Origin of the sequence: Ideonella paludis, assembly GCF_018069865.1 — a bacterium.
GTDB classification, from domain to species: Bacteria; Pseudomonadota; Gammaproteobacteria; order Burkholderiales; family Burkholderiaceae_C; genus Ideonella; species Ideonella paludis.
The window spans coordinates 303,056-315,692 of record NZ_JAGQDG010000007.1 but is presented as its reverse complement, the minus strand read 5'-3'; the positions used below and the strand labels follow the sequence as shown (position 1 = coordinate 315,692).

Annotated in this window: 13 protein-coding genes; all 13 read right to left on the bottom strand. The window is 62.3% G+C overall.

The genetic code is table 11. The annotated features are described in order from the left end of the window. Positions 1-22 precede the first annotated feature (22 nt). The gene (gene rplT, locus KAK11_RS18430) at positions 23-379 is read right to left on the bottom strand and encodes a 50S ribosomal protein L20 (RefSeq protein ID WP_210810805.1); all 357 of its coding nucleotides are present in this window, start codon (positions 377-379) and stop codon (positions 23-25) included. Between the two features lie 26 nt (positions 380-405). Then, positions 406-609 carry a 50S ribosomal protein L35 gene (rpmI, locus tag KAK11_RS18425; RefSeq protein WP_210810804.1) on the bottom strand — a complete coding sequence of 68 codons (204 nt, stop codon included), beginning with the start codon at positions 607-609 and terminating at the stop codon, positions 406-408. Positions 610-735: 126 nt separating this feature from the next. After that, positions 736-1,287: a translation initiation factor IF-3 gene (infC, locus tag KAK11_RS18420; RefSeq protein ID WP_210810848.1), complete on the bottom strand. Its 552-nt coding sequence runs from the start codon at positions 1,285-1,287 to the stop codon at positions 736-738. A gap of 86 nt (positions 1,288-1,373) precedes the next feature. After that, complete coding sequence (gene thrS / locus KAK11_RS18415; protein ID WP_210810803.1) at positions 1,374-3,293, bottom strand: threonine--tRNA ligase; 1,920 nt, start codon at positions 3,291-3,293, stop codon at positions 1,374-1,376. Between the two features lie 301 nt (positions 3,294-3,594). Next, positions 3,595-4,053: an outer membrane lipoprotein gene (locus tag KAK11_RS18410; protein WP_210810802.1), complete on the bottom strand. Its 459-nt coding sequence runs from the start codon at positions 4,051-4,053 to the stop codon at positions 3,595-3,597. A gap of 104 nt (positions 4,054-4,157) precedes the next feature. After that, positions 4,158-5,252, bottom strand: coding sequence for a patatin-like phospholipase family protein (locus KAK11_RS18405; protein WP_246499131.1), 1,095 nt, complete (start codon positions 5,250-5,252; stop codon positions 4,158-4,160). A gap of 3 nt (positions 5,253-5,255) precedes the next feature. Next, positions 5,256-7,604: a Tex family protein gene (locus KAK11_RS18400; protein WP_210810801.1), complete on the bottom strand. Its 2,349-nt coding sequence runs from the start codon at positions 7,602-7,604 to the stop codon at positions 5,256-5,258. 151 nt (positions 7,605-7,755) lie between these two features. After that, positions 7,756-8,760: a beta/gamma crystallin-related protein gene (locus KAK11_RS18395; protein ID WP_210810800.1), complete on the bottom strand. Its 1,005-nt coding sequence runs from the start codon at positions 8,758-8,760 to the stop codon at positions 7,756-7,758. A gap of 212 nt (positions 8,761-8,972) precedes the next feature. Further along, complete coding sequence (locus KAK11_RS18390; RefSeq protein ID WP_210810799.1) at positions 8,973-9,878, bottom strand: SDR family oxidoreductase; 906 nt, start codon at positions 9,876-9,878, stop codon at positions 8,973-8,975. A gap of 11 nt (positions 9,879-9,889) precedes the next feature. Beyond that, the gene (locus KAK11_RS18385) at positions 9,890-10,372 is read right to left on the bottom strand and encodes a GNAT family N-acetyltransferase (RefSeq protein WP_210810798.1); all 483 of its coding nucleotides are present in this window, start codon (positions 10,370-10,372) and stop codon (positions 9,890-9,892) included. Next, positions 10,372-11,391, bottom strand: a complete 1,020-nt coding sequence (locus tag KAK11_RS18380; protein WP_210810797.1) for an NADP-dependent oxidoreductase — start codon at positions 11,389-11,391, stop codon at positions 10,372-10,374. The genes KAK11_RS18385 and KAK11_RS18380 overlap by 1 nt, the downstream gene beginning before the upstream one ends. Positions 11,392-11,393: 2 nt before the next feature. Continuing rightward, positions 11,394-11,870 (bottom strand): PaaI family thioesterase, encoded by a 477-nt coding sequence (locus KAK11_RS18375; protein ID WP_210810796.1) that lies wholly within the window; start codon positions 11,868-11,870, stop codon positions 11,394-11,396. Continuing rightward, entirely contained in the window at positions 11,839-12,630 is a 792-nt protein-coding gene (locus tag KAK11_RS18370) for an SDR family oxidoreductase (protein WP_210810795.1), read from the bottom strand. The genes KAK11_RS18375 and KAK11_RS18370 overlap by 32 nt, the downstream gene beginning before the upstream one ends. Positions 12,631-12,637: the final 7 nt, after the last annotated feature.

Here is a 12,637-nt window from a genome sequence, read left to right as displayed (position 1 = left end):
GCTGACTCAGGCTTCAAGGGGATCAAGCGAGCTGGGCCTTCACCTTGTCGACGATGGCTGCAAAAGCGGCCGGATCGTGAATCGCCATGTCCGACAGCACCTTGCGGTCCAGGTCGATCTGAGCCTTCTTCAGGCCGGCGATGAACTTGCTGTAGGTCAGACCCAGACCACGCGTTGCAGCGTTGATACGGGCGATCCACAGTTGACGGAAAACACGCTTCTTCGTGCGGCGGTCGCGGTAGGCATATTGCCCCGCCTTCATCACCGCCTGCTTGGCGATGCGGAAGACGTTTTTACGACGACCACGGAAACCCTTGGCCAGGGCCAAGATCTTCTTGTGACGAGCACGTGCGGTAACACCACGTTTGACGCGAGGCATGTGATTACTCCTTTAGTCTTGGTGGATTACAGGCCAGCGAAGGGCAGCATTTGAGCGATGTGACCCATATTGGTCTCATGCACATTGGCTGCACCACGCAGGTGGCGCTTGTTCTTGGTGGTCTTCTTGGTCAAGATGTGACGCTTGAAGGCTTGGCCGCGCTTGACGGTGCCGCCGGGGCGGACGCGGAAGCGCTTCTTCGCGCTGCTCTTGGTCTTCATTTTGGGCATGACTGCTCCTTTTAAGTGACCTCTGCTGGGCGGCCCCACCGGTGGTGGTGCACTTGACAAGCCTGCAGCGGCTTTTCTTCATCACCCCGGTGACCAGACCGAGGCGTGAAACCTGAGAAAACTTCTTTAAGACTTCTTCTTCGGCGCCAGCACCATGATCATCTGGCGCCCTTCGAGCTTGGGCATGTGCTCGACCACCGCCACATCCGCCAACTCGTCGCGAATGCGTTCAAGCATGCGCATGCCGATGTCTTGGTGGGTGATCTCGCGGCCCCGGAAGCGCAGCGTGACCTTGCCCTTATCGCCGTCTTCAGCGATGAATCGCCGCAGATTGCGCATCTTGATGTTGTAGTCACCATCGTCGGTACCGGGGCGGAACTTGACTTCCTTGACCTCGATGACCTTTTGCTTGGACTTGGCTTCGGCGGCCTTTTTCTGCTCTTGGTACTTGAACTTGCCGTAGTCCATCAGTCGGCACACCGGGGGGTCTGCCTGAGCCGCAATCTCGACCAGATCCACGTCGTGCTCTGCAGACAGACGCAGCGCATCTTGAATGCTCACGATGCCCAAAGGCTCGTTGTCCACGCCGTTCAGGCGCACAGACAGTGCAGTGATTTCGCGGTTCAGTCGGTGCTTACGCTCGACATTGGGTACCCGACGGTCAGCAAAAGTAGCGATGGTGCAAACCCCTCAAACTGCGCGCAGGCAAGTCAACGCGCCAAACAAAAATAAAGCAAAGCGGAGACGCAAAAAAGCCGAGGACCTTAGGCCTTGGAGGCAATGTCGGCGGCGAGCTTGCTTTGGAAGTCGCTCAGGGACATCACACCCAGGTCTTGATTGCCTCGGGCGCGCACCGCAACAGCCCCGCTTGCCTTCTCTTTGTCACCTACGACAAGGATGTACGGGACCTTTTGCATGGAATGCTCACGGATTTTATAGGTGATTTTCTCGTTGCGCAAATCAGCCTGAGCCCTAACTCCTTGTTTTTGCAGCGTTTTCACCACTTCCCGCACGTAATCTTGCTGGGCGTCGGTGATGGCGGACACCACCACCTGGGTCGGCGAGAGCCAAACCGGCAAGGCGCCGGCATGCTGCTCAATCAAAATCCCGATGAAGCGCTCCAAGCTGCCCACAATGGCGCGGTGCAGCATCAGCGGGCGGTGGCGGTTGCCGTCTTCGCCCACAAAATCGGCATCCAGGCGCTCGGGCAGGTTGGCGTCGATCTGGATCGTGCCGCACTGCCAGGGGCGGCCCAGCGCATCTTTGAGCGTGTACTCGATCTTGGGGCCGTAGAAGGCCCCCTCGCCCGGCAGGTACTCAAAGTCGCAGCCTGACGCCCGCAAACCTTCTGCCAGCGCGGCTTCAGCCTTATCCCAGCTTTCATCGCTGCCAATGCGCTGCTCTGGCCGCGTGGAGAGCTTGTAGATGATGTTGGTGAAGCCGAAATCGGCATAGACCTTCTTCAACAAGGTCGTGAAGGCCTGCACCTCGGCCTGCACTTGGTCTTCGGTGCAAAAGATGTGGCCGTCGTCCTGGGTAAAGCCCCGCACGCGCATGATGCCGTGCAAGCCACCGCTGGGCTCATTGCGGTGGCACTGGCCAAACTCGCCGTAGCGCAGTGGCAGGTCACGGTAGCTCTTCAAACCCTGCTTGAAGATCAAGATGTGGCCTGGGCAGTTCATGGGCTTCAAGGCGTAGTCGCGTTTCTCGGACTCCGTCACGAACATGTTTTCGCGGTACTTGCCCCAGTGGCCGGTTTTCTCCCACAGGCCCTGATCCAGGATTTGCGGGCCTTTGACCTCTTGGTAGCCATTGTCCCGATAGACCTGGCGCATGTACTGCTCCACCTCTTGCCACACCGTCCAGCCCTTGGGGTGCCAGAAGACCACGCCCGGCGCGTGATCGTCGATGTGGAACAGGTCCAACTCGCGGCCCAACTTGCGATGGTCGCGCTTCTCGGCCTCTTCCAGCATGGTCAGGTGCTGCTGCAGGTCTTCCTTGCTGGCCCAGGCCGTGCCGTAAATGCGTTGCAGCATTTCATTGCGGTGGTCGCCACGCCAGTAGGCACCCGCCACTTTCATCAGCTTGAAGTGCTTGAGCTTGCCTGTGCTGGGCACGTGGGGGCCGCGGCAGAGGTCTTCAAAAGCGCCTTCGCGGTAGAGCGACACCTCTTGATCGGCCGGAATGCTGCCAATGATCTCCGCCTTGTAGGCCTCGCCGATGCTCTTGAAGTGCGCCACCGCCTCGTCACGCGGCAGCACGCGGCGCACCACGGGCTCGTCCTTCTTGGCCAACTCGCTCATCTTTTTCTCGATGGCGGCCAGGTCCTCCGGCGTGAAGGGGCGCTTGTAGGAGAAGTCGTAATAAAAGCCGTGCTCAATGACCGGGCCAATGGTGACCTGGGCATCCGGAAACAGCTCTTTGACCGCATAGGCCAACAAGTGAGCCGTGGAGTGGCGGATCAACTCCAAACCTTCGGGCTGCTTGTCGGTGATGATGGCCAGGGACTCGTCGGCCTCGATCAAGTAGCTGGTATCCACCAAACGAGCGGCGTCGCCGCGCCCTACTTTGCCGCCCAGGGCCGCTTTGGCCAGGCCGGTGCCAATCGAAGCCGCCACCTCGGCCACCGTCAGCGGGGCCGGATAGTCACGTTGCGAGCCATCGGGCAGGGTAATTTTGATCATTGAAGTCTCTCCACATAGGTGGGTGCAGGGGGTGCCGGCTGAGTCGCGTTGCTGCGGTGAGTTCTGGGCGCCTCACATGGGCAGGCCAAAAGCAAAACAGCGCGGCATGGAAGGCCGCGCTGTTGAAGGGCATGAATGCAGGTGATGCGCCAATGCCGCGGCCGACTATTCCTTACAGAAGGTGGTCGTAGTTCGCGGTGTCATAACCCGTCGCGCCTTTCTCAATCTCTTGGTGGGATGCAGAAGGGCTCCATTGTAACGGGCGTCTTGGGCATCACACTGACAGGAACAGCGCCTGGCTTCAGGGCCTGTAGATGCCCTGCCCGTCCAGCCGCACCCGGTCACCCACGCGACAGCCCTCCAGATTGGCCACGTTGTAGGCGCGGGTCGCGCCGTTATCCAGGCGGATGACCAAACGATAGCGGTCTTGCGTGTTCGCCTGCTGCTTTTCAATCTCATTGCCGATCAGGGCTCCACCGACGGCCCCCAACACCGTGCCTGCTGTGCGCCCGTTGCCCGAGCCGACCTGGCGCCCCAAGACCGCACCGGCCACACCGCCAATGACCGCCCCCGCCCCCGTAGTGCTCTGGCGCGCGTCGACGGTCTCGATACTGCTGATCACGCCGTAGCTGCTGCCCTCAACACGAGAGCCTGACCACGTCGGCGACTCTTCATACGACGGCGCACGCCGGTGCGCGCATCCGCCCAGCAAAGACAGCAAGAGCACGGACGCAACAATGACGGTGGCGGAAGAGCGCATGGGGAAATTCCTCTCGACAAAGCGCCAGCACAAAAGGCTGGCCTTGCAAGAAAGAACGTCTCGCGGGAGGGCCAAGCCGACGCCGCGACCCAGCTTTACGCGCCTTAACGCAGCGGCTCTATCTCAGGCGAAGGGCCGCCATCCACCCACTGGGCAAACTCGTCCGCCAATTGCTGGCTTTGGGCCACCGCTGCCCGCCAGCGCTGCATGCGCGTCGCTACCTCATCGCCCAAGGCTTTGAAGTCCTCGCGGTCCGGCAGCTTCGCGCCTGGCAAGCCGGCAATCCACTCAGGCCGAGGCGCCAGCACAATGACGTTGTCCAGCGCCGCAGTCGCGGCATGGCGGCGCGGCAGCATTTTGTCCAACCAACCGGGCACCAGGCTGGGCTGAAAGTGCGGGTAGAGCACCAAGGGCGCTTGGCTGTTCAGCATGCGCCGGTACGGCAGATGCAGGTGGTAATCGGTGATGCCACCATCCCAATACGCCCCCGCCGGTGCGCCTGGGATGTCCTGCACGGCCTTGAGCCAAAACGGTATGGAGCAACTGGCCAACACCGCGGGGCAGAGGTTGTCTTCGGTCAGTGCGAGTTCGCGTGTGCGGAAGTCGTTGAGCGGCAGCGGCAACGGGTCACGCGGGTCCGAAAACACCACCCGCTCCAGCCAATGCCCCAGGCCGCGCCGCCCCAGCAGATTACTGACAAAGGCACCGCCATAGCCCAGAGGCGTGCGCAGCTTGCCCTCGCGGCGCAGCAGATGGCGGCCCCGGCTGGTGAACACATGCAGGCGCAGACGAGGGTGAGTCAACATCTGCGGCGCCAAGGATTGGAAATGCTCACTCAATTTGGCGCCAAAAATTTCGCTGACCACCGCGGCCGTGGGGGGCTTGCCCGGTGAATGCGGGTAGTCTTGGGCGATGTAGTCTGCCGCCATGCGCGCCAATGCGGCATCCGCATCAGGACAGGTGGCCGCCGCCATGCGCCACGAGCCGATCGAGGCGCCCAAGAGGTGAACAACCTGGCGGGACTTTGGCAACCAATGCCCAAAGATGAAGCGATCCAGCGGGTTCAAGATGAGCCCCTTGGGCCCACCGGCCGCCGCCGGGATCACCCCGACGTCCGCCGGGCGCAGGCCGTGCTCGCGCAAGTGCTGCAGGGCCGCAGGCCCGGCCAACACCCTCAGCGCACGCACGGCCCCTGTCATGCCTCAGCGCTTTTGCAGCTTGGCAAAGGCCGCCGCCATCGCGCTGGGCGCGGCAGCCTCGTCGCGACGTGCGCCACCGTGTCCTCGTTCCTGGCGCTCGTGGCGCGCCGCTGGCCGGTAGTTGTTGTCGCCGCGCGCACCTGCGCCGCCTTTGGGGGCCGGTGCAGCATCCAGCTTCATGGTCAGCGAGATGCGCTTGCGCGCCAAGTCCACCTCCAAGACGCGGACCTTGACGATGTCCCCGGTCTTGACCACCTCACGCGCATCGTTGACGAACTTATTGGCCAACTGGCTGACATGCACCAGCCCGTCTTGATGCACGCCCAGGTCCACAAAGGCGCCAAACTGGGCCACATTGCTGACCGTGCCTTCCAAGACCATGCCTTCGGTCAAGTCCTTGATGTCCTCAACACCGTCGTTAAAGCGCGCCACTTTGAAGTCGGGGCGCGGGTCGCGTCCCGGCTTCTCCAACTCGGCCAAGATGTCCTTGACCGTGATCGCACCGAACTTGTCGTCGGCAAAGGCTTCAGGCTTGAGCTTGCGGATGACATCGCTGTTGCCGATCAACTCGGCCACCGGCCGCCTCGCCGCCGCGCTGATCTTGGCAATCACCGGGTAGGTCTCGGGGTGCACGCCAGAGAGGTCCAGCGGGTTGTCGCCATCGCGAATGCGCAAGAAGCCTGCAGCCTGCTCGAAGGTCTTGGCACCCAGGCCGGCCACGTCCAACAACTGCTGGCGGTTTTTGAAGCGGCCATTGGCCTCACGCCAGCGCACGATGCTGCCTGCCACGGCGTTCGAGAGGCCCGAGACCTGCGCCAGCAACGGCGCCGAGGCGGTGTTCAAGTCCACGCCCACCGAGTTCACGCAATCTTCGACCACCGCATCCAGGGTTCGCGCCAGCTCACTCTGGTTCACATCATGCTGATATTGGCCCACGCCAATGCTCTTGGGGTCGATCTTCACCAACTCCGCCAGCGGGTCTTGCAGGCGCCTTGCAATGGACACCGCGCCGCGCAGGCTCACATCCAGATCGGGCAACTCTTTGGACGCAAACTCAGAGGCCGAATACACCGACGCCCCCGCCTCTGAGACCACCACCTTTTCAATGTGAGTGCCGGGCGCCAACTGTTGAATGCGCTTGATCAGGTCGCCCGCCAGCTTGTCGGTCTCGCGGCTAGCGGTGCCATTGCCAATGGCGATCAAGTTGACACCATGTGTGGCGCACAGGCGCCCCAGCGTGTGGATAGAGCCTTCCCAATCCTTGCGCGGCTCATGCGGGTAGACGGTGTGGGTGTCCAGCACCTTGCCGGTGTCGCTCACCACGGCCACCTTCACGCCCGTGCGGATGCCAGGGTCCAAGCCCATCACCACGCGCTTGCCCGCCGGCGCGGCCAGCAGCAGGTCGCGCAGATTCTCGGCAAACACCTTGATGGCCACTTTCTCAGCCTCTTCGCGCAAGCGGCTGAAGAGGTCGCGCTCCAAGCTCATGCTGAGCTTGACCTTCCAGGCCCAAGCCACCGACTTGCGAATCAATTCATCTGAAGGGCGCTTGGCATGGGCCCAGCCCAAATGTCGGGCAATGCGCCCCTCGGCCAAGCCGGGCTGGCCGAGCACGAGCTCCTCGTCCAGCACCAGCTTCACATCCAGCAGCTCTTGCGTGCGGCCCCGGAAGACGGCCAAAGCCCGGTGGGAAGGCACGGTGCGGATGGGCTCGTCGTAGTCAAAGTAGTCGCGAAACTTGGCCACATCGGGGTTGTTCTCGTCCTTGCCCTCGGCCAGCTTGGACTTCAGCAAACCCTCGTCCCACAGCCATTCACGCAGTTTGCCCACCAAGGCCGCATCTTCAGCCCAGCGCTCGGAGAGCAGGTCTCGCACACCATCCAGCACCGCGAAGGCGTCGGCAAAGCCGGCGTCGGCATTCACAAAGGCCGCGGCCTCGGTGTGAGGGTCGAGGCTGGGGTCTGCAAACAGCTTGTCAGCCAAAGGCTCCAAGCCCGCCTCACGGGCAATCATGCCCTTGGTTCGCCGCTTGGGCTTGAAGGGCAGATAGAGGTCTTCCAGCTCTTGCTTGGTGGGGGCTTGCTCAATGGCGGCGCGCAGTTCGGGTGTCAGCTTGCCTTGCTCGTCAATGCTCTTGAGCACCGCCTCACGGCGCTCTTCCAGCTCGCGCAAATAGCCCAGGCGGGCCTCTAGCTCACGCAGCTGAATGTCATCCAGGCCATCAGTGGCCTCTTTACGGTAGCGCGCGATAAAGGGCACCGTAGCCCCGCCATCCAGCAACGTGACAGCGGCATTGACTTGGGCGGGACGAACCTTAAGCTCGGCCGCAATCTGCAACAGAATCTTGTCCAACACAGGCAGGTCTGAAAGAGTCGCGAAGCGCGGGAGTGTGCCAGAAGCGCTGAAGCCTCCGTCCAGGAGGCTTCAAAGCATCTCGTTTGCAAAGGTGCTGAGCCTCCATCAAGGAGGCTTCAAAGCTTGGCGCTTGCGAAGGTGGGTGTGATTAGAACTTGATGTCAAAAGTCTCGTTGCGGCGATTGCCGGCGGGGGTAGGCGTGCGGTTGTCCATCGCCACTCCGACAGGGCGCACGGATGATATTTTGTCGTTGAATTGCGAGGGCACCGCATGGCGGCCGACGCCCAGCACAAAGCACTGGCCGGCAAAGTTAGCATCCATACAAAACTCCCAGCGTCCCGAGCGAACTTCAATGGAAGACGCCTGGTCATTGAAACCTTGCTGAGAGAGATCGACAGCCGCGCCGTTGATCTGGGCTGAGCTGCCCCGGAAGTCGATGTGCTGGTACAGCGTGACCGCGGCGGAACCGCCATAGCTACCACCTTGGCCATACCCGCCGTTGCCGGCGACCTGGCGGATGGAGGAGATCTCGTCGTTCATCAATGCGTCAATGTTGTGTCGGCCCGGGCCCAAGGTGATGCACCGACCACCAAAATCGGCATCAGAGCAAAACTGCCAAGAGCCTTGCCGAATATCGACGGATGAGACGCTGTCATTGAAGCCATTGCGAGACAAATCCGTCATCGGCCCATTGACCGCTAAAGAGCGTCCGCCCGAGTCAATGTGCTCGTAGATGGTGACGGCTCCCATCACATTGCCTGTGCTCCAGCCGCCATTGTTGTTCCAGCCGCTGTTGCCGCCATCGGCCATGCGGATGGAGGAGATCGCATCATTGAAATACGTTTCAATGCTGTGGCGCCCTGGCCCCAAGGTGATGCACTTACCGCGAAAGTCCGCATGTTCGCAAAACAGCCACTGGCCCCGACGAACCTCGATCGAAGAAATCTCGTCGTTGAAGCCCACCGCATCCAAGTTGGGCATATTGCCCGTCACATTCAGAGCGCGGCCCGCGCCGCCAGCGTGTTCATACACCACCACTGGTGCATTGCGATCGTCGTTCCAGCCTGCGGCTTGGGCCTGGGCCACAGCCGCAAGAGCCGTCATGCCCAGCAGAGCCGTGCGTGCCCAAGGGGCGGTCAAAGAAGTGCGCATGGGGGTTCCTCCAGAAAGGCCGCCGTCCCGCTTGAGCGAGCAGCTTGCCTCGTCCAACGCCTGAGCCAAAGGATCAGACGACATCGTGCCAGACTTCACTGTAGCGTCCGGCCGCCAGCACCACCTCAAGGTCAGTTCAAGGCTGTGCAGTCCCACCGCGTCAAGCCAATGACTTTCATCTGCGGCCCCACACTTTCGCGTGGCTTTGTCGACTATTCCCGCAATTGCGCTTTCAGTCGCTCACCCAATTCCGGCCTCTCTCTGAACGGGTCAGTCGGGTTGCGGGGGCCCATGATGTCTTCCAAGCGAGTCTGCACACCACCCAAGGCCTGTGGGTGGCTGTAGATGTAGAAGCGTCGCTCCGCCACCGCCTCAAACACAAAGCCGATGACCTGTTGGGCCGAGACCTTGCCGCTGGTCACCGCCTTGTCGCTCATCGCTTGGGCAATGAGTTGGCTCTTGGTCGGGCGCTGGCCGGACTCCCGCATCTCAGCCGGCCGATTGCGGTGGCTTTGGTGAATGCCTGTCGGCACAAAGTAAGGGCACAGAACACTGGCGGTGACCTGATCCGTCACCAAGGCGAGGTCTTGGTAGAGGGTTTCGCTCAGCGACACCACGGCATGCTTGGTGACGTTGTAGACGCCCATGTTCGGCGCATTCAGCAGGCCCGCCATGGACGCGGTATTGATGATGTGCCCTTCATACGCCGCATCTCGCGCGGCAGCCTCCAGCATCATGGGCGTGAAGACGCGCACCCCGTGCGCCACGCCCATCAGGTTGACGCCCACCACCCAGTCCCAGTCCTTGGCGGTGTGCTCCCAGATCAAGCCGCCGGCCCCCACGCCAGCATTGTTGAAGACCAGGTGCGGTGCGCCCCAGGCCGCAAACACCTCGCGGCCCATGGCCTCGACCTGCTCGCCCTTGGAGACATCGAGCCGGTAGGGCATGACCTCCACCCCCAGCGCGCGCATCTCAGCCACCGCCGCCTCCAAGGCGTCGGCTTGCACATCGGCCATCACCAGCCTCATGCCTAGGCTCGCCGCCTTGCGCGCAAACTCCAGGCCAAAGCCGGAGCCCGCACCAGTGATGACGGCCACACGACCAGTAAATGTCTTCATGCGACGATTCCTCAGGGTGAAGGGATGGAGGGGCCAGCCGGCCTCAACATCTTGATGTGGGGGATGTTGTCTTCGCTGTAAATCTCTGAACAAGGCTCATAGCCAAAGCCGCGGTAAAACGCCTGCAAATGGGCTTGCGCGCTGATGCGGTTGGCCTGACCTGGGTAGAGCGCATCGCACAGGGCCACGCCCCGCCGCACCAGCTCGCGCCCCAGGCCCGTACCCCGTGTGGCCAGGGCACACACCACGCGGCCGATGGACGGCTCCTCGTATTTGTGCCCCGCCTCCACGATGCGCAAATAGGCCAGCATCCGTCCGTCTGGCGCGCAGCCCATCAAGTGGACGCTGTGCTGGTCCAGCCCGTCCAGGTCTTGATAAGGCCCTTGCTCCAAGATGAAGACCTCAGCCCGCAATTGCAGCAGCGCATACAACTGCTGCAGGCTCAGCGCCTCAAAGCGGGCATGCTGCCATTGGATGTCAGAGGGCTGCAGCATCAAACCAACTTGACCAACTGCTTGCCAAAGTTCTTGCCCTTGAGCAGGCCCAAGAAGGCTTGCGGCGCGGCGGCAATGCCGTCCGCCACCGTTTCGCGGTACTTGAGCTTGCCTGTCGCGACCAGCATGCCCAACTCCTTCAAAGCCTGAGGCCAAAGCTCCATGTGCTCGCTGACGATGAAGCCTTCCACACGCATGCGGTTCACCAGAATCAGCTGAGGCGCACTCATCGGGATGGGCTCGCCGTTGTAGCCGGAGATCATGCCGCACATGGCCACGCGCGCAAAGGCATTGGCCCGCAGCATCACGGCGTCCAAAATCATGCCGCCCACGTTTTCAAAGTAGCCGTCAATGCCGTCTGGGCAGGCTTCCTTCAGCGCTTTAGAGAGCGACTTCACATCGGGGTGCTGCTTGTAATCGATGCAGGCATCAAAGCCCAGCTCATTGACCACGTAGGCACATTTATCGGGGCCACCGGCCAGGCCCACGGCGCGGCAGCCGCGCGCTTTGGCCAACTGGCCCACCGCACCGCCCACCGCACCGCTGGCGGCGCTGACCACCACGGTTTCACCGGCCTTGGGGTTGATGATCTGGGTCAGGCCATACCAGCCCGTCACGCCGGGCATGCCCACGGCCCCCAAATAGGCCGAGAGCGGAATGTGGGTGGTGTCCACCTTTTGCAGCACGCCACGTTGGTCGGCATTGACCCGCAGATACTCTTGCCAGCCGCCCATGCCCACCACGGCATCACCGGGCTTGAAGTGCGCGTTGCGCGACTCCACCACCTCGCCCACCGTGCCGCCAATCATCACCTCGCCCAGGGGCTGAGGTTGGGCATAGCTCTTGCCCTCGTTCATGCGGCCGCGCATATAGGGGTCGAGGCTCAAGTAATGGTTACGCACCAAGACCTCACCCTCAGCCAAAGGCGCCAGTGCGGCCTCCACCAGCTTGAAGTTGTCGACAGTCGGCTCACCCGTGGGGCGAGAGGCCAAGACGATTTGACGGTTCACAGTGCTCATGCTCATTCCGATCGTTGCAGAGGTTTCAGGCTGCGGCCCTTGCCAGGCAGGGCACGCAGGTACTTAAAGGTGCCGGTGGCGTGGGCACACAACTCGCCCTCGCTGTTCAGCACCCGTGCTTCACAAAACGCCATGGTGGCGGTGCGGTGCAGCAGGTGGCCCAAGGCGCGCAGTTCGCCCTCGCCCGGCCGCATAAAGCTGGTCTTCATCTCGACGGTGGCCACGCCCGGGCCGTCCAGGTGGTCGCTGCGAGCGGCCATGGCCATGGCCACATCCAACATGGTCATCATCACGCCGCCATGCGCCACTTCCCAAGAGTTGAGGTGGCTCTCTTGCAGGTCCACCCGCAGCTCCGACTGGCCATTCGCACAGCCATGCAGCTCCAGACCCAGTCGCTCGACAAAGGGCACATGGACAGGAAACTTCAGTTTGGAGCTCAAAGCGCGCTCACCCCGCAATGATGGCCGAGACACCACCATCGATGGCCAAGATTTGGCCGGTGATGTGCTTGCCCGCATCCGACGCGAACAACAAGGTCGCGCCCTTCAAGTCCTCGTCATCCCCCAGCCGGCGCAGCGGTGCACGGGCCGACAAGGCCTCGGCCCCCAGCCGCTCCAAGGTGCCGCGCGTCATCTTGCTGGGGAAGAATCCTGGCGCCAGCGCATTGACGGTGATGCCATGCTGGCCCCATTCCCCGGCCAGCGCACGGGTGAAGTTGACCACCGCACCCTTGCTGGTGTTGTAGGCCAAGGTGGTCATCTCGGAGGGGTTGCCGGCCAGGCCCGCAATGGAGGCGACATTGATGATGCGGCCTTTCTTTTGCGGAATCATCCACGCCTTGGCCACTGCTTGGCTGATGACGAAGAGGCTGCGGATGTTCAGGTTCATCACCTTGTCCCAGGCTTCCAGCGGATGCTGCTCTGCCGGCGCGCCCCAGGTGGCGCCGGCGTTATTGACCAGCACGTCGATCCGGCCCAAGCGCTCCATGGTCTCGGCCACTAGGCGCTGCGCGTCTTCGGGCCGGCTGGCGTCGGCCGCGATCCAGCGGGCATCGATGCCGGCGGCCTGCAGCTCGGCCGCAGCCTGCTCCAGGTCTTCGGCCTTGCGCGAGCTGAGCAGGACCTTGGCGCCGGCCTCACCCAGCGCATGGGCCATCTGCAGGCCCAGGCCGCGCGAGCCGCCCGTGACCAGGGCCGTGCGGCCCGTTAAATCCATCAGCTTGAATACCGAAGTCGTCATGAGGCTT

Coding starts and splice junctions, on each gene's coding strand:
- rplT (WP_210810805.1), bottom strand. CDS start 379: ATGCCTCGCGTCAAACGTGGTGTTACCGCACGTGCTCGTCACAAGAAG.
- rpmI (WP_210810804.1), bottom strand. CDS start 609: ATGCCCAAAATGAAGACCAAGAGCAGCGCGAAGAAGCGCTTCCGCGTC.
- thrS (WP_210810803.1), bottom strand. CDS start 3,293: ATGATCAAAATTACCCTGCCCGATGGCTCGCAACGTGACTATCCGGCC.
- KAK11_RS18410 (WP_210810802.1), bottom strand. CDS start 4,053: ATGCGCTCTTCCGCCACCGTCATTGTTGCGTCCGTGCTCTTGCTGTCT.
- KAK11_RS18405 (WP_246499131.1), bottom strand. CDS start 5,252: ATGACAGGGGCCGTGCGTGCGCTGAGGGTGTTGGCCGGGCCTGCGGCC.
- KAK11_RS18395 (WP_210810800.1), bottom strand. CDS start 8,760: ATGCGCACTTCTTTGACCGCCCCTTGGGCACGCACGGCTCTGCTGGGC.
- KAK11_RS18390 (WP_210810799.1), bottom strand. CDS start 9,878: ATGAAGACATTTACTGGTCGTGTGGCCGTCATCACTGGTGCGGGCTCC.
- KAK11_RS18385 (WP_210810798.1), bottom strand. CDS start 10,372: ATGCTGCAGCCCTCTGACATCCAATGGCAGCATGCCCGCTTTGAGGCG.
- KAK11_RS18380 (WP_210810797.1), bottom strand. CDS start 11,391: ATGAGCACTGTGAACCGTCAAATCGTCTTGGCCTCTCGCCCCACGGGT.
- KAK11_RS18375 (WP_210810796.1), bottom strand. CDS start 11,870: ATGGTGGTGTCTCGGCCATCATTGCGGGGTGAGCGCGCTTTGAGCTCC.
- KAK11_RS18370 (WP_210810795.1), bottom strand. CDS start 12,630: ATGACGACTTCGGTATTCAAGCTGATGGATTTAACGGGCCGCACGGCC.